21 protein-coding genes are annotated in these 16,701 nt (G+C 40.4%); 17 read left to right on the forward strand and 4 right to left on the reverse strand.

Features of this window, described 5'->3' with window-relative positions:
- The first annotated feature begins 16 nt into the window (after positions 1-16).
- Positions 17-421 carry a hypothetical protein gene (locus MKY35_RS07790; RefSeq protein ID WP_341071855.1) on the forward strand — a complete coding sequence of 135 codons (405 nt, stop codon included), beginning with the start codon at positions 17-19 and terminating at the stop codon, positions 419-421.
- Positions 422-560: 139 nt separating this feature from the next.
- Here MKY35_RS07790 and MKY35_RS07795 read toward each other — a convergent pair whose 3' ends face one another.
- On the reverse strand, positions 561-800 hold the full coding sequence (locus tag MKY35_RS07795; RefSeq protein WP_039269860.1) for a hypothetical protein: 240 nt from the start codon (positions 798-800) through the stop codon (positions 561-563).
- 396 nt (positions 801-1,196) lie between these two features.
- Between MKY35_RS07795 and MKY35_RS07800 the strand changes: the two genes are divergently transcribed.
- From MKY35_RS07800 to MKY35_RS07840, 9 genes are all read left to right on the forward strand, one after another.
- On the forward strand, positions 1,197-2,540 hold the full coding sequence (locus MKY35_RS07800; protein WP_342446047.1) for a WXG100 family type VII secretion target: 1,344 nt from the start codon (positions 1,197-1,199) through the stop codon (positions 2,538-2,540).
- A complete protein-coding gene (locus MKY35_RS07805) occupies positions 2,540-3,028 on the forward strand; it encodes a hypothetical protein (RefSeq protein ID WP_029516567.1) in 489 nt (162 codons plus the stop codon). The genes MKY35_RS07800 and MKY35_RS07805 overlap by 1 nt, the downstream gene beginning before the upstream one ends.
- A 718-nt stretch (positions 3,029-3,746) precedes the next feature.
- Positions 3,747-4,526, forward strand: a complete 780-nt coding sequence (locus MKY35_RS07810; protein WP_255305263.1) for a hypothetical protein — start codon at positions 3,747-3,749, stop codon at positions 4,524-4,526.
- A gap of 135 nt (positions 4,527-4,661) precedes the next feature.
- Positions 4,662-6,022 (forward strand): IS1182 family transposase gene (locus MKY35_RS07815; RefSeq protein WP_342444054.1). Its coding sequence is split into 2 segments (ribosomal slippage): positions 4,662-5,232 and positions 5,232-6,022, totalling 1,362 coding nucleotides; the frame shifts between segments, so codons are not numbered across the junction.
- Between the two features lie 199 nt (positions 6,023-6,221).
- Entirely contained in the window at positions 6,222-6,431 is a 210-nt protein-coding gene (locus tag MKY35_RS07820) for a hypothetical protein (protein ID WP_342446048.1), read from the forward strand.
- A 143-nt stretch (positions 6,432-6,574) separates the two neighbouring features.
- Positions 6,575-7,243 (forward strand): hypothetical protein, encoded by a 669-nt coding sequence (locus MKY35_RS07825; RefSeq protein WP_342446049.1) that lies wholly within the window; start codon positions 6,575-6,577, stop codon positions 7,241-7,243.
- Positions 7,244-7,252: 9 nt separating this feature from the next.
- Positions 7,253-7,540 carry a hypothetical protein gene (locus tag MKY35_RS07830; RefSeq protein ID WP_311083082.1) on the forward strand — a complete coding sequence of 96 codons (288 nt, stop codon included), beginning with the start codon at positions 7,253-7,255 and terminating at the stop codon, positions 7,538-7,540.
- A 200-nt stretch (positions 7,541-7,740) separates the two neighbouring features.
- Positions 7,741-8,064 (forward strand): hypothetical protein, encoded by a 324-nt coding sequence (locus tag MKY35_RS07835; protein WP_342446050.1) that lies wholly within the window; start codon positions 7,741-7,743, stop codon positions 8,062-8,064.
- A gap of 241 nt (positions 8,065-8,305) precedes the next feature.
- Positions 8,306-8,500 carry a hypothetical protein gene (locus MKY35_RS07840; protein WP_342446051.1) on the forward strand — a complete coding sequence of 65 codons (195 nt, stop codon included), beginning with the start codon at positions 8,306-8,308 and terminating at the stop codon, positions 8,498-8,500.
- A 396-nt stretch (positions 8,501-8,896) separates the two neighbouring features.
- Here MKY35_RS07840 and MKY35_RS07845 read toward each other — a convergent pair whose 3' ends face one another.
- Positions 8,897-9,388, reverse strand: a complete 492-nt coding sequence (locus MKY35_RS07845) for a hypothetical protein (RefSeq protein WP_342446052.1) — start codon at positions 9,386-9,388, stop codon at positions 8,897-8,899.
- A 724-nt stretch (positions 9,389-10,112) separates the two neighbouring features.
- On the opposite strand from MKY35_RS07845, the gene MKY35_RS07850 reads away from it, so the two are divergent.
- The 5 genes from MKY35_RS07850 to MKY35_RS07870 all read left to right on the forward strand — a co-directional run bounded on the left by MKY35_RS07850 (position 10,113) and on the right by MKY35_RS07870 (position 12,241).
- Positions 10,113-10,415, forward strand: coding sequence for a hypothetical protein (locus MKY35_RS07850; RefSeq protein WP_342446053.1), 303 nt, complete (start codon positions 10,113-10,115; stop codon positions 10,413-10,415).
- A gap of 133 nt (positions 10,416-10,548) precedes the next feature.
- Positions 10,549-10,824 carry a hypothetical protein gene (locus MKY35_RS07855; protein WP_250273858.1) on the forward strand — a complete coding sequence of 92 codons (276 nt, stop codon included), beginning with the start codon at positions 10,549-10,551 and terminating at the stop codon, positions 10,822-10,824.
- A gap of 137 nt (positions 10,825-10,961) precedes the next feature.
- Entirely contained in the window at positions 10,962-11,162 is a 201-nt protein-coding gene (locus tag MKY35_RS07860) for a hypothetical protein (RefSeq protein WP_342446054.1), read from the forward strand.
- Positions 11,163-11,194: 32 nt separating this feature from the next.
- Entirely contained in the window at positions 11,195-11,743 is a 549-nt protein-coding gene (locus tag MKY35_RS07865) for an RNA 2'-phosphotransferase (RefSeq protein WP_342446055.1), read from the forward strand.
- 195 nt (positions 11,744-11,938) lie between these two features.
- Entirely contained in the window at positions 11,939-12,241 is a 303-nt protein-coding gene (locus tag MKY35_RS07870; RefSeq protein WP_017425931.1) for a DUF1805 domain-containing protein, read from the forward strand.
- 149 nt (positions 12,242-12,390) lie between these two features.
- Here MKY35_RS07870 and mtnA read toward each other — a convergent pair whose 3' ends face one another.
- Both mtnA and mtnK read right to left on the reverse strand, forming a co-directional pair.
- Positions 12,391-13,500 carry an S-methyl-5-thioribose-1-phosphate isomerase gene (gene mtnA / locus MKY35_RS07875; RefSeq protein ID WP_342446056.1) on the reverse strand — a complete coding sequence of 370 codons (1,110 nt, stop codon included), beginning with the start codon at positions 13,498-13,500 and terminating at the stop codon, positions 12,391-12,393.
- A gap of 5 nt (positions 13,501-13,505) precedes the next feature.
- Positions 13,506-14,729, reverse strand: coding sequence for an S-methyl-5-thioribose kinase (gene mtnK / locus MKY35_RS07880; protein WP_342446057.1), 1,224 nt, complete (start codon positions 14,727-14,729; stop codon positions 13,506-13,508).
- 311 nt (positions 14,730-15,040) lie between these two features.
- Between mtnK and MKY35_RS07885 the strand changes: the two genes are divergently transcribed.
- Both MKY35_RS07885 and sufC read left to right on the forward strand, forming a co-directional pair.
- Positions 15,041-15,511, forward strand: a complete 471-nt coding sequence (locus tag MKY35_RS07885; protein WP_013309551.1) for a Dps family protein — start codon at positions 15,041-15,043, stop codon at positions 15,509-15,511.
- A 390-nt stretch (positions 15,512-15,901) separates the two neighbouring features.
- Positions 15,902-16,684, forward strand: coding sequence for a Fe-S cluster assembly ATPase SufC (gene sufC / locus MKY35_RS07890; protein ID WP_029516585.1), 783 nt, complete (start codon positions 15,902-15,904; stop codon positions 16,682-16,684).
- Positions 16,685-16,701: the final 17 nt, after the last annotated feature.

A 16,701-nucleotide genomic window follows, 5' to 3' on the forward strand; every position in this document is an offset into this window, starting at 1 on the left:
TAGAAGGAGTAAGAGTATGAAGACAGATAAAATAAATGATACCTACTATGCTGGATTTGAAGGAGAACCAGAAATAAGATTGATTTATACAAATTCAGATAAAAGCTATGTATTGAAGATATGGAATGGATACTTTGATACATTAATGGATTGTTTGGTTCAACTAGAATCTGCACAAAGTAATATACTAAGTGAATATTATGCTCACGAAGGCTGGTATGAGGAAAGTCCATGGGAAGTGGAAAATATTAGAGAGACCCTACAATTGTTTGATTCATTTGATATTAAATATTTGACCGAGGAAGAAGCGAAAAGTTTGACTAATATATTACCTGTACTTCCTGATCTTAAGAACGATATAATTATATTGTTACAGAAAGCCGTCAATGGAAACGGCAATGTGTTCATTGAGTATGATTAATATTTTATAAGCTTGCTCCTTAACATTAAAATGGGAGCAGGCTTTTTTGCATAGTTTGTCAATTAAATAAAGGGTCGATAAAGAAAAGGAGCTATTGCGATTGGTTGGCTCCTTTTGTTTTGGGATTATTCTGGGAAATCTACTTATTTCCTTTTATACATAAAAAAACGATTGTATACACCACTCCAGCAATGAGGCTTAGTATAAACGAGATTGATAAAGTTCTGAAAATAAAAGTAGAAGTGGGTACTGTATAAAATTCAAACATACCGTTGATTGAAGAACTCATTGTTGTTGGCCCTTTAATAAAGGAATAATAAATTCCTACACAAAAACCGTAAGACAAATACTTAATTAGATTTTTTTCAAATTTACTCATTTACTAGCCTCCAATAATGTTTATGGAAAAGGAGAAATTTGTACTATGAAGCCATTCAAAGTTATATAGGAAAAGCCTTTAAATATAGCGTCCTAGAATTATATAGTAAGGATGTTTATTGATATTATGTCAATTATATTGTTATAAATCAAGAAAAAGTAATAATGATATAATCAACATTAATCAATACTTGATCACTAGCCTATGGATAGAACAGCTAAAACTAACTTAGGCATCATCTAACTGCTTATACACTACTTTAGACATAATAAATCTGTTTATTTCAGTTCATATGTCACATGGATTAAAAGGAAATAACAGGATAGCAGATGGATTTCCCTAAATCACCCCTTCTGATAAGATTATTTCCATCAAAATTAAAGTGGGCGTGGTAGAATGGGGAGAATATTAGTTCCACCTGACAAATTGATGGAAGTGGCTGATCAGTTCTTACACAGAAAGCATGAAATGGAACGTATGCTGAATTTTTTGAGTGGACGAATTGATTTTGTCCAACAAGGCTGGTCTGGAGCTACCCAAGAGAGATTTTTTCAGGAATTTCAGGTTTCTCGACAATCCATGAGTGTGACGATTGAACGACTATCAACAGTAGCACAAGAACTTATTTTTATTTCAAAAAGTTTTACACAGGTAGATGGAGAGAAAGTGGTACTGGATGTGCCGTGGCTTGGCACCCCTGTTAAAACGGCATCCACAGGTGAAGGTTGGTTACATAAAATCTTTGAACAGATTGGACAAGCTGAGATCACCAAGTCTGAAGCTCAATTGGAAGCCAGCAAACTTCAAGGAGAAATCCTTTGGGATACTGCACAGGGAGCAAAAGGAGCTATTCAGGGGAATTTGACAGTGGGGATATGGCCTGATAAAGAACGGAATTATGATCATCCCATGGCAGCTAAAGTAGGAGAAATTCTCGGAAATGTAGCTACAACATTGCAAGGGGCAGGTGAGGTAGTAGCTGGAATAGGTGGAGAAGGATTATCCGTTGCTGTTTCATCTACAGGTGTAGGGAGTATCATTGGGGTACCCGGATTAATTGGATCGGCAGCTTTGGCGGCTCATGGAGCTACAACTGCGGTTAAAAGTGCAAAAGGAGCAGGGGAAAGCTCAGCAGAATTGTGGCAGATGGCGAAAGGAGAAGGTGGAGGCTCATCAAAATCCACTCCTTCTTCGGGAGCTAAGGCAGAAAAGGCACCGCATGTCGTCGAGGGAACCCACAATAACAATAGGGGTAGCATAATTAAGGAAGGAAATAAGACGAAATATACAAACCCTGCTGGCAATGAACTGACATGGGTTGATCAACATCCCAAAAATATTAACCGTGATATTGAAAACTTTATGAATAGCTCAGATGTAGGAAAGGCAACTGAAGCAAAAGTAGCTGGCTTTTTAAAAGAAGAACGTGAAGTCACTGGTTTTGGGCAAAAAATATTAAAGAAAGATGGTCAATTTGCAGGTGATTTAGATGTGGTTACAAAAAATGAATTAATTGAGGTAAAGGCTTCAATCAAAGCAGTTAAAGAAGGACAACTTGAGAAAATGACAATTACTACTGATAAGCTTTATTTTAATCCAGAACAGAAGAAAGTTATACTTTATATTGATAAGCCTTTGGGCAATCTATCTCAAAGTAATATAGAAAAATTAGATAATATCAAGAAGCTAGGAGTAACTGTTGTAAATTCCTTGGAGGAATTAAGAAAGGTGGTTAAGTGATGGGGAGTTCGGCTTTTATTTTAATAGAACGAGAAAAATATACACCTGAGAAATTACTAGGAGATGCAATCGTAGCTGCCTTTCATGCAGATGCTGGATTATATTTTGACAATGATAAAAAATATAAGAACGAACAGTTTTTTTCAACAACTCTAAATATATCTTATAACCCACTGGGTGCTGAAAATAACCAGCAGTTTATATTCTATATTGATGGAATTTATAATTACGAAATTAATTATGAGCATGATGAGGATATTAGTGGATTAGATTCAAGCTTGTCCTTGTATCAAGTAGGATGTATTGAAGATGTTTATGGTGTTGAAGAGCTGATTTTTCGATTTATATATGAATATCTCAAGCTAAATCCTACTGACTATTTTTGGATTCCTGATTACGATTGGGTCTACAGTTGGGAAGATATGCAGAAGTTCAGATCTCTGCCCTATGATCCAAACTGGTGCTATAAAAATCCTAAATCAATATAATTCACAACGATTAATGAATATCTATAAGCTTGCTCCTTTAATAATAAAATGGGAGCAAGCTTTTTTCATAGTAATTTATCTGATAAAGAAGATAATTTGCATGCACCTCAAAATTAAGAGGCGGGTTTAAACAGGAGAGTCTTCAATCAGGCTACTAACTTAGCCATATGGGTAAAGTATACGGAAGGTGCGTGAATGTTATGAAGTATGATACATTCTTAAAATTATGGGAAGAACAAAATAGTCTAATGAGACTATTGTTCTGTGAAAATAAAGTGTTAGACTGAAAAACAAAGCATTAGACCGTGAAAAATAAAGTTGTAGACTGGCAGCCGGCATTAGCCAACGGGCAGGATAACGCAACCATTAGATGGACTTATGGTTCTCATATGATACAATTTATCCCAGAAGTATCTTCGCGGGTTAATGAAAAGCAGCGGTGATGAACTAATAGGAGACCAACACAAAAAAGTGGTAGTTTTATGGATATGCAATAGTTTACTATAGGATCTTATTCTCGGTTCGTCTGAACCGATTGTAACGGAGATTCATGAAGTGCCTGGAGAGATGGAAATAAAAGTGTTGCCTGACAATGGGCAGAGCGGGATTGGAAGAGCGGAAGTGAAGTGGCAAAGCCCGTAAGCGTAGGTCACAGCTCATAATACGAACGGAGAACTATAGCTTAACCAGGAAATTACTGGAAAATGTGGAGGATAATTTGGATCGCAATTCGCTGGAATCGAGCGGAGATTCACTTCGCAGACAACTGGTGGCACTTCGCGCCGAATGGAACTTGGTACTAAAAGGAGGGGTAGGACACATGCGAGAAGAACAGGAAATATTCGCGGGCAAAGGATATAACAGGTCGTACGCAATTGCTACAGGTCTACCGATTTTGAATATTAGGGGTAGCTTATCGCGTGAAAGTAACGGTCAACTACCGTTTCCTTGGGTGACAACGGGCATCAAGATTGATAAAGAACAGATGCTGGAAACCGTTATGAAGCAGAAGTCACTCGAGTATTTGTTCAAGATGCAATTCAGTAAGGAGGAAATGACCGACCGCAATTTGGTTGTAGGCTGTTATGAATACAGGGATCCGAATGACAAGGAACAAATAACGCTATATGCGCTGGTTTCGTTGAAGGAATTTCTCGCGAGATACGGCGATGAACGGGCATTGGAGATTCTGATGCGAGTTGGCTGCGCATACGAGAAGATTATGGAGGAATGCGATGAAGCCATTGAAGAACACTATGCAGTGTTGCGCCAGGCACTTCATTTGAAGAATCTGAGGGAAAAATATGACGTCGTTTACCAATGGGTTGAAGAGGAAGGGCAAAAGACGTACATAATCAGATACACCAAATCGAGTTATACGAAGATTAAAGCTGAATCATTCGTAGAGTTAACCAAACTCTATGATGAGCAACGGAAGAAGGACGCAAAGAAGACGTTCTCGACTCTGGAGCCGTTAGAAGCATTCATGCAAGCATAAGAAAACCGCCCCTTTACGGGGCGGTCAGGCTGTCGAGAAAGTCTCGACAGCCTATTTTATGTTAATTTTGTTTAAGACGACACCGCGTTAATGTTGTATAATATAGGTAACTATTGTAGAACGGATGGTGTTGATATGCTACGCTCCAACCGCGAAAAACAACAATCCTACGAATTTGTTTCCATCGAAGATCTGGTTCCTCAAGATCACTTGCTCCGCAAAGTAGATAAGTATATCGATTTTTCGTTTATCGATGATAAAGTTCGACCACTGTATTGTGCAGACAACGGGCGTCCTGCCATTGATCCTACCGTATTGTTTAAAATGATCTTTCTCGGTTATTTCTATGGCATTCGCTCAGAACGGCAACTCGAGCGAGAAATTCAGACGAACCTAGCTTATCGTTGGTTTCTGGGGTTGGGCTTAACGGATAAAGTTCCGGACCATACGACGATTAGCTGGAATCGTCGCACTCGCTTTAAAGACACCACGATCTTTCAAGATATCTTCGATGAAATTGTGCTGCAGGCGATCTCTCACCGAATGGTGGGTGGGCGTGTTCTCGTCACCGATTCCACACACGTCAAAGCCAATGCTAACAGGCACCAGTACACCAAAGAACAAGTGTTGCAGAATACTAAAGACTATATGGACGAGCTGAACGAAGCGGTGAAGGATGACCGGAGAAACCACGGAAAAAAGCCTTAAAATCCCGAGAGGAAGTGAACGAAGAAAAAGAAATTAAAGTGAGCAAAACAGACCCGGACAGCGGCTATATGATCCGTGATGGCAAGCCCGAAGGCTTCTTCTATCTGGACCACCGCACGGTGGATATGAAGTACAATCTGATTACGGACGTGCATGTGACACCGGGGAATGTACATGATTCTGTCCCCTATTTGTCCCGTTTGGATCGCCAAAGAGAACGTTTTGGTTTTCAAGTAGAAGCTGTTGCACTAGATTCAGGTTATTTAACAACGCCGATTTGCCAAGGTTTGCAGAACCGAAAGATTTTTGCCGTGATTGCTCACCGAAGATTCCATCCCAGACAAGGACTGTTTCCGAAATGGAAGTTTGAATACGATGCCAAACGCAATGCGTATAGATGCCCAGCCCAACAGGAACTGCCCTACCGAACGACGAACCGTAAGGGATACCGGCAGTATGCCTCTGACCCAGCCCAGTGCCAGCATTGCCCACTGCTAAGTCAGTGTACCCAGTCTCGAAACCACCGCAAAGTGGTGACTCGGCATGTCTGGGAAGACAGCAAAGAGTGGGTACGGAGCAACCGGCTGAGCCCATCTGGTAAAAAGCTGTACCGCAAACGAAAAGAGACGATTGAGCGAAGCTTCGCGGATGCCAAAGAGCTCCATGGGTTTCGCTATTGCCGTTTGCGCGGTCTTCCAAACGTCAGGGAACAAGCCCTTATGACGGCAGCCGTGCAGAACATGAAGAAGATGGCGATCCACCTAGATCGCCTGGAGAAACAGGGGTAACCCCCTGCTTCTCCAGAGACCAGAGCATTATGATGTAAAAAAGAAACCCGCGTCTCAAAATGACGGGGTTTCTCGACAATCTGACCGCCCCTTTACGGGGCGGTTTTCAACATTTCATCGAACGAAGATTCGAGGAATATCCAGCGATAGAGAGGATTCTCGACAGTCGCATCGGAAAGTGCTGACCCGTACGCCAGATATGGTCGAATGGGGACTGATGGAAGACGTTGATCCAGCCGATTATTTCGGCAAAACCATAGAGGTAGAACGATTTAAGGCGATTGGAAGCCTAACGATTCAGGGAGAATTTATCGCCTCGGTGTTTCTTACTAACGGCAAGCCGATCGGCAGCACCGAAACGGTTGTAGATATATCGCATGAAATAATTTTGCACCACTTGTTACGCTAACAGAGAACGTTAGTTCAATAAACCAGCGGCAGTCTAGGACTTTATTTTCAGGTCCTTGACTGCCGCTGGTTTTATATTTGGGTCAGTCTAAAACTTATTATTCCAAGTTTTGGTAAAAAAATTTGAAATATAGAAATATTCTTTTGAATGGATATTTATTATCAACCGTTGAATACAATAATATGGCATACACTTTATATGTGAACAATAATGATAATTCTGTAGGTATTTATGTCATTGATTTAAAAACATCAAAGAAGATCAAACAATTCACTATAGAAAATCGTTTACATGGTTTAAAAGAATACTTTCCGGTAGGCCAAAATGGAGCATCACTACAAATATTTAAAGGCAAGCTTATTGTATTTCTTGATGGCAATACATCTGATACACAATTTCATCCTATAATGCAGATAATTGACCCTAAAAATGGTAAGTTGGAAAATGAAACATCTTTGTCAGATACTTCATTTTTGTTTTATGACAGCCAAATTTACAACGATAAATTATATATTCTCTCTGAAGACTTAAATTATACTATTTTCAATGACCTCAACAAAAAGCCTAAAAAGTTGAGATTAAAACAAAGCAATTCCGTCTCCGAAAAAATACAAAATGAGAAAGGAGTAATATCTGGAGTACAGTATTTTGCAGGATCTGTTTTTGTCCTATATGATTATGTCAAAAATTCTCCTGTTGATAGAATAAGGGAAATAAGAGAATATGACTTATTGACAGGCAAAGAATTACATGTCATTCCTCTAGCATTTAAATCAAACAAGGAAATGATTCGTTTTTTTCTGACTAATTAACTTTAAGGAGTGATTATTATGATTTACTGGTTATTTCCAAAACTTAATCCCCTCTTCCCTACTTTTATATTTTGCCCCATTCTGGCAATCTTGATCGGAGTATGTTTCGCCTATTTCAAAGGAAACATCTACTTAGGATTAATACTAGCCTTGCTACTGCCTCTTATATTTATTGCCACCAATTTAGAAACCATTGCAGTTAATATAGATGCTTGGCTTCTATATGGTTTTATCTACGCAATTATTACGTTTGTGGCTTATAAGATGGCGTTTTCACAGTTAGGAAAATCGAGTTAATTTTTTTACACTATTATCAATAGTCACCACGATCAAATTTTCGCACACTAACTTAGGTATAACAGGCGACGATGCATCTTTTGAGTTCAATCCAGTTTATTTGCTAATTGAAAATCATTCCGAAAATGATGGGTCTGGTTACCCGATTAAAATTTCTGGGAATGGATATGCAAATTAATTAATGAAGAGTTAGGGAAGAAGTGAAGGCTAAATTGAAATTTTGGGGGTTGGCTGCCCTTACTGTTACGTTTGCAATAGTTCTTGGTAATAATGTTTTTGCTAGTGACGATACTTCTGAAGAAATGAAGAGCGTTACAAAAGCAATAGTCCCTGATAGTGTATTAGAAGAAATTAATCATCCTGATAAATTTTATACTAAAGATGGGTTATTTATAAAAAAACCACAATCTCTCCATGATGAAGATAAGTTCAGTCAAGATGAAGTAGTCTACGACGTTTCAAAGGCTACGAACAAAACAAAAGCGATCATTCAATATGACTTACATCAAGGAAGAAGACAGTAAATAGATTTGTATACTAAAGGATTTAAAAGTTGAATTGTATAATTGGAATATCTAGGGCGACTTCGGTTGCCCTTTTTATTATGCTCAATTTAGCCAAGTCTTTTTCCAACACTATGTCATATAGTATACCTTTTGCAATAGTAGTTTGATGTGTGTCAAAAATATTTATGAAACATGTGAAATAGTATATGAAATATATTGAAATATTTCATCATGTGAACAGTTAGCCAGTTATAATGGAGTGAAGCTGCTGGATCGCAATGATTTAATTCGAATGATCGAGCTATTCAAAGAACAACAGCACTGCAAAGTAAAAGATATTATCGAAGCAGAGCCTTATTTGAGTCTGGATTCATGGGACGATTATAGGAACAATGAAAAATTTATTAAGAAGGATCATAAGACTGAAAAATACCAGAAACAAACGGTGTTGTAACGAAGGAAAACGGGACCGGAACGGATAGGGATACCCCCTTATCGGTCCGGTTTTCACTATTTTCACACAAAAGGCTGTCTAATGGTCGAAGAAAAACTACTTTTGGGACAGTCCCATTTTTGCAGACGAATAACTATCTATTGATGGTTGTAGTAAGAGAACTTATTCTCAATTAACGACTTCATGCCTGAGCAAAGTTTTTTTACTGTGTTACTTCCGTGTGCGTAATAATAGATCGTACAGATCTCTGCTGGTTGTAGGCTTTATCAGCAGTAAGTCCCCGTCAGCTTCTTTCCAAAATTCACCCAAAACGATATAGGGCTTATCTTATATATCTATTTTTCGTAATGATTCCAACTCTAAACGTATACCTTCAATTGAAATATTTTCAGCTGTTTAAAAATGCCTTTTTACATCGCCCGGCAGTTGAAAACCTAATGATGCTTCTACCTGTTCAATATTATATAAAGATGCACCGCCATCTAAAACATCCGAACTACTGTAAACGTTTCTAAGCGAAGCCGCAAACTTTGGATATGTCTGGAATACTTGCGGTATCTTTTTGTTAAGCTGTTCAAGTTGAATTTTATCCTGCTCTTTTTGAATCTTACAAAAAGCTTTAAATTCGGCTTCATAGTGTTGTTGGTATAAATCGGAATTTCCGAATGGGATGTCTCTCGCCGAAAGATATTCGACGGCTCTCTTTTGGCTGGCAAGGATAGGCACCCATCGAAAGCCGTGCTTGATGGGTTTGAGTTTAAGAAAAACGCCACGGGATAAGTGCTTTTCCAATTGAACTTTATTTTCTTCCCACCATGCTTGCCACTCTTCTGGAGACAGCTCGCATTGAGCTAATTGAACGAATGTTTTTTCAAATTTTTCTATCAATTCACAACCCTCCAAAAAAACATCAAGTTATTGTCTTTATTCTTATGGTAGTCTGTTTTCTGGAAAAAAGGGAACTAAAGGGTGCTATTCAAGAAGATTTAACCTTTAGGGATGCTACCTGATAAAGACCGAAGACTAATTTGGACTCACAATATAGAGGATTAGTGAATGAGGCGTTGGAAGGGTTTGGGGATTGGCTATGATCTCTTAACTTTCTGGCTGATTATTCGGATAAGAAAATCAATGATTAGTCCAGTCAGAGAGAAAGAAACAAAATGGATGATAAAGGCAGGAAGCTGGACCCTAAGAGTTGCACTATCGATTGCTAATTTTGCACTATTAAAATCAAAAATCCAATGTCGGAATGGCTCAGTATATACAATAAAATTTAGAAGTGGATTCAATCCGATAAGGAGGATATTTTTATCATCATTTCCCGAGTAGTTATTTAAGCATATTAAAATGCTTGTTACTGAAAACCAAAACGTTGCTTTTTTATAAGGCATAAGCAAAACCCTTCCCATTGTTTTCTTTTATATGGTATCAGTTCCCTTAGTAATAAAGAGGATTTACGTCACCATGCAGATAAATCCAGATTAGCAGATCGAATAATAGAAGGAACGGACAATACAAGAAAAATTATAGATACTAATGGTCTGCGTAATGAAGTGCCAATAACTGATGCACAAATTGGAAGTTTAACTCAATATGCAAAAAAACAGGAATGCCACAAGAAAATATCCGTGTAGCTGGTCCTAATGATACCTCTCCTACAGGTTTATTATTCGATATGATTATTAATATAAATAATGATGTACTGCCTTCTAATGTGACAGATAAATTAGCAGCTAATAGCCGGATTACTGGTCATGGAACAATAGCGTATGAAGTTGTTGGACATTATGAAGCAGGACTAGCAGGAAAATCCTTTCAGGTTATGGATGATGAATTTAACGTTATAACTAGGAACTTTGCACTTGATGAAGCTCAAGCAAGTAGCCGAGCTGCAAGATTTGCTCCTGATTAACTCAATTAAAAAGAATTATGCTTCTAAGAGATGGAATTACCAGATTAAAAAACGAAGGTATCAAAATTAGGGAAGTTAAAGATATACTGTTCATACATGAACGTTAGAATGGAGAGGTTCTCTTTTGGAGATTATGAAGTTAGATGATATTATTAAAACACCCAATAAAGGAATCATTTTAATTGGAACAAATATTGGATTAAATAAGCAGGATCATACCAATTTGAAAAGTTTGATAGGTTCAAAAATACAAGTAGATAAGTTAGATGGGACGAAATGCGAACTGGACGTATTGGATATTAGCATTTCTTTCTCCATTGCTAATCATCCGCTAATTGGAATTAATGTGAAGGATTCAGAAAACATTGAAGATATAAAAAAGGGAACACAAGTATTGCGATTGTTATAGATTTTCAATGTAGTACGATTTTCATAAAATAAATTAAGTGAATATTACGTTGATGAAGACTGGTATGAGGAAAATTCATTTGAGAATCTAACAATTATAATATAATAAAGTACATTATTAGAGAGGAGGGGGGATTTATGAATCGGAAATCTTTTATCATGGCTTTGGTAAGGGGCATTTTCGGGTATTTTCCTTGTGGATTTGGGCTTCCAGCAGTATTTGTGGCTTATAGCATAAACAGTCTAAGAGGTTTTTTAATTGGAGGTACATCCTTCCTTATCGGGGCACTTGTGCTTTACTTCACAAGACGCTATGAATCATCAGATTGGTTACTATAGATAGATAAATATTTTGCTAGAAGGAGCATATCATGTTAACACCAAAAAAAGAAGAGAGCCTCAGTAAGTTTATGAGTAAGATTCTTAGGCATACACCAGAACAGTTTGGTCTTGAGCTAGACCATGAGGGTTATTGTGACATTCAAGAACTGATTCAAGGAATAAGATCAGAGAATAGATGGTCTGATGTAAGCGAGTCGGATATCAAGCAAGTAGTAAGCCATTGTCCAAAACAAAGATATGAGATTGTTAATGGGTACATAAGAGCTAATTATGGGCACAGTGCAGGCAGATTGGATTATAAGGAGGCCACTCCACCAACCATTCTCTATCACGGTACAAACACAAAGGTAATCCATAACATTTTTACTGAAGGAATTAAGCCAATGGGCAGAAAGTATGTACATCTGTCTGAAGCCCTTGAGTTTGCAATTCTAGCAGGTAAAAGACGTGGGGAACTGGTGATCCTTGAAGTAGATACAGAAAAGGCATTGGCTAATCAAGTGAAGTTTTATAAAGCCAACCATGGTGTTTGGCTTGCTGACCTTGTGCCGTCACAGTACTTAAAGAAGTTTGAATAAAGCATAGACCTAGAACATTAACTTATGATCAAGAGACTAGATGGAATGATTCGTCTAGTCTTTTTGATTTCGCCTGTTTTACTGTACATAAATAAGATTTTTAATATTTTGAATGTATCCACGAGTGTCCACACTTACCCGCAAATGCCGCATAAAATATCCCGGATGAATAAAGAGGAGGTGCATGAAATCACCATGATACACATGGAACCTATTCAAGTGGGTGAGCATACATTTATCGGAGTCGAGGTCAAACTGCCTAAAACAACGCTGTTAACCATATCCAACTCCCGTGGTTACATCATGTGTGGTGCGCTGGATGTTGGATTGCTCAATGAACGGCTGGCGGATCGGAAAATTCTTGCCGCACGAGCTGTGGGGGTAAAAACACTAAAGGAACTGTTGGAAGCGCCGATGGAGTCAGTGACGACAGAAGCCGAGCAACTGGGGATTAAACCAGGGATGCCAGGCTATGAAGCACTATTGAAACTGGTGTAGTGAAGCCTATGTGCATATGTTGCATAAAAGTAGAGGAACAAGAACCGAAAAAAACCGGACTTTTTGGCTCCGGTTTTTTTCTATGAAAAGTTACACTCTATCGAGCAGACTATTCGGCTTTATACGAACGGTATGATCTGCAAGAACGATTAATCGGCAAACAAAGCGGGGAGGTTGTCGCTAAAGGGTGCTTGGACAATCCCTTTTTCGGTAATGATGGCGGTAATGTACTCATGAGGTGTAACATCGAAAGCTGGATTGTAGACTTTGATGCCCTTCGGGGCGGTCCGTTTACCAAAGCTTTCGGTAACTTCCTCCGCAGAACGCTCCTCAATCGGAATATCTGCGCCTGTTGCGGTCTGCAAATCAATGGTAGATAGTGGCGAAGCGACATAAAAAGGAATGCCATGCGCCTTCGCTAACACGGCTAGGCTATAGGTGCCGATTTTGTTGGCGACATCGCCATTAGCAGCGACTCTATCTGTGCCGACAATAACGGCCTGTACCCATCCTTTGGACATCACCATGCCCGCCATATTGTCACAGAGCAGGGTGACATCAATGCCTGCCTGCTGAAGCTCGAAAGCGGTCAGGCGCGCTCCCTGCAGCACGGGGCGGGTTTCGTCGGCAAATACTTTGAGATGGATGCCGTTCTCCTGCGCAAGGTACATCGGCGCGAGCGCTGTTCCGTATTTGGCTGTCGCCAACCCGCCTGCATTGCAGTGAGTGAGTACGCCCATCCCGTCCTCGAACAGAGGTAAAGCATGGATGCCGATCTGGCGGCATACTTCCTCATCCTCTGCCTGAATGGCTGTGGCTTCACGCTCCAGCCCGGCATTCCAGTCTTCGATCTGGCCCCCGCTAGCATCAGCAAGGAGTTCGCCGGCTCGCTTCTTCATGCGATCCAACGCCCAGAACAGGTTCACTGCCGTCGGGCGTGAAGTAGCCAAATGTCCGCACACGTCGTGTACATGCTGCAGCCACCCAGCAGCGTCGGTGTCGTCGTAGGCGGTAGCTCCTAGCACAACGCCGTAGGCCGCAGCCATCCCGATGGCGGGCGCACCACGTACTTTCATGGCATGTATGCCATCCCATACTTCCTCGGCCGTGAATAAATCCAGCATGACAATCGTTTCGGGTAGCAGACGCTGATCCAACATGGACAAGCGGTTGCCTTTCCACACCAACGAAGATAGAGCCTGACCGGACACTGCAGCTTTCCCGGAGGTTACGGGGGCCGCTTCTTTCTTTTCACTCATATTCATTAAGCTCCTTTAGTTTGGGCAGCTGTTGCTGTCCGAACAATGTCTCCCAGTTCCCGAATTGAATGAAGCCCGCGATTGCGAAGAACCAAGGATTTACCGATAGATAACGCCAGACGTTCCGCAGCTTCCTTGAGGTCAGGATCGGCTATTGTCTCGATATCTGCCACATGCGACAGGCTGATGATACGGCGGATCACTTTGCACCCTGCAAAACCAATCGTATCTTGTAGTACTTTCTGAAGATACAAGTCCTGATACCCCGCTGTACGTGCCATATGATCGGTGACATGCTCGTCCCACAGTTTGCGGAACCTACGCTCAAACTGCTCCCATACCTGAATGGCAGTCTCCAGAACCCAGTCGCGCCTTTCTTTTAGAGCCTTCTCACCAGAGGTCCATCCGGGCTGTGCAGCGTAGTTCAACAGCAGATTGGCGATCACCGCTCCGATATCAAAGCCCATGGGTCCGTAGTAGGCAAATTCAGGATCAATGACTTTAGTTGATTCGGTCGTTACAAAAATGCTACCAGTATGAAGGTCACCGTGCAGAAGCGCTTCGGTTCGTGTCAAAAACTTTTCTCGCAGCAAAGCCACTTCCAGATGAAGCGCTTGATCTGTACGGAGTGCCTCTGCTTCGTCTTCGATGTACGCACCATAGTTGTTATTATCTGAGAACCGATACGGTTCATCCAGAATCAGATCCTCAGTTATTTTGCAGAGATCCGGGTTGATAAAACGTTTGACTAGGTCTTTTTTATCCTGCTGATTCATGCCCAAATCTGAGGTGAAGAAGAGCATGCGTGCCAGAAACTCCCCAATATGATTAGCGAAATATGGATATGTGTTTCCTTCTATTAGTCCCTTGCGCATGATGGTGTGGGAGCTAAGATCCTCCATCACGGTCAATGCAAGCTCATCGTCATACGCCAGTATCGCAGGAACCAATTCGGGGCAAATGTGGTGCTCCTGCTGAAGTGCCTCGCGTTCAATACGGGCACGATCCAGTGAGAGCGGCCAGGATTCACCCACAATTTTTACATAGGGAAGTGCCTGCTTGGCAATGATACTCTTGTTAGATTCAGAATCCGTAATATGAAAAACCAGATTTAGGTTACCATCACCGATTTCCCGGCATTCCAGACGAGCTTCCTGACTAAAAAATCCGGGGATGTTCTTCACGAATTCGATTGCTTCTTCAGTCGTTAAAGGATGATATTGGGACAACGAAGTCACCTCCATAAATTGTGCACATGTAAATAGTCTGGAAATATCACAATATTAAACCAAGTATTTTGATAGGATAGAGAAAGTATAACGAAAATCATTGAAGTTTTGTACATTTTTTTTATGGAGGATCGAAAGAGGGGAAAGGAGAACTCTTCTATTTGTTTCGTTTCCGTATAGAGAGGGTAAGTATGAAACAGACGTCCGTCAGGTGATTAGGATGCCCGCTGGCGTCTTACCGTCAGCAATGACGGTGATGGATACGTAAACGTTCCTGAAAATCAATTTGATGAAAAAGGAAGGGATTTATGATGGCTAAAACAACAAGTAACTCGAAAAATACGCAAACCAAATCGGTGGAGGAACTTTTAAACCGTCAAGTCGCTAACCTCAATGTGTTATATGTAAAAATTCATAACTATCACTGGTATGTGAAAGGCTCCAGTTTCTACACACTCCATGTTAAATTTGAAGAGTTATACAATGAAGTGACATTGAAAATGGATGAGATCGCCGAGCGTTTGCTCGCGTTGAAAGGTTCACCTTCCGCAACATTGAAGGAGTACCTGGAGCTGTCGTCGATTCAGGAAGCAACCGGCAATGAAGATGCTCCCAAGATGGTACAAACCTTGATCGAGGATTTTGCAACGGTATGCGAGGAGTTTCAGGAAGGTATTGAACTGGCGGAAAGCAATTCCGACCAACCAACTGCAGATTTGCTGATCGGCTATAAAGCGGATCTGGAGAAACATATGTGGATGCTTCGCTCTTATTTGGGCTAATTGTAGTGATGGGATTACGCTTTGAAATAAACTTTTTACATGTAAAACGCTACTGACGTCATGCTGTCAGTAGCGTTTTTATGGCTGAAAAGAGATCATGCACCTCGTGTTTTTTGTACAAATTTATAATTATATAAACATTCGCAGGATGTATTTTGCCATTTGTGTGCTTGGTAGGGTGAACATTTTATGAAGAAAGTTGGATAACGTGTGTCTGTTGGTTGCACCCTTCAAGATATTTATTATAAAATAACTTGAGAATCATTGAGAATCAGTTTAGAATGATTATAAATAAATTTTTAAATATTACTTGAAATCAGGGGGCTCCCCTGTTTAAATATACTTTCTGATTTCGACACCACACTACATTTTTTGGAGGGTATTGCGAATATGGCTACAAACTTTAAGATTGAAGGTCTCAAAGCGACCATTGAAGGCAAGGAAATTTTGAAAGGTATTAACCTCGAAATGAAGGGCGGAGAAATCCATGCCATCATGGGTCCTAACGGTACGGGTAAAAGTACACTTGCGTCTGCTTTGATGGGTCATCCAAAATATGAAGTCACAGATGGTAAAGTAACTTTGGATGGAGAAGACGTGCTGGATATGGAAGTGGATGAGCGTGCACGTGCAGGATTGTTCTTGGCGATGCAGTATCCGAGTGAAATTGCAGGGGTAACGAACTCTGACTTTTTGCGTAGTGCAATCAACGCGCGCCGTGAAGAAGGACAAGAAATCTCCCTGATTAAGTTTATCCGTCAAATGGAAAGTAAAATGAAAGAGCTCGAAATGAATCCTGAGTTTGCTCACCGTTACCTGAACGAAGGCTTCTCTGGTGGTGAGAAAAAACGGAATGAAATTTTGCAAATGATGATGATTGATCCGAAAATTGTCATTCTTGATGAAATCGACTCCGGTCTGGATATCGATGCTTTGAGAATCGTGGCTAACGGTGTGAACGCTATGCGTTCCGAAGATCGTGGTTTCCTCGTGATTACTCACTACCAACGTCTGTTAAACTACGTTAAACCAGATTATGTACATGTAATGATGCAAGGACGTATCGTTAAATCCGGGGGTCCTGAGCTTGCTGAGCGTCTGGAAGCAGACGGTTACGACTGGATCAAGGAAGAGCTGGGTATCGTTGATGAAACTGTAGGACAAGAGGCGTAAGCCGGAAGCGAGGAGGA

The sequence above is a fragment of the Paenibacillus sp. FSL L8-0638 genome (genome assembly GCF_038593075.1).
Lineage (GTDB): Bacteria > Bacillota > Bacilli > Paenibacillales > Paenibacillaceae > Paenibacillus > Paenibacillus polymyxa_D.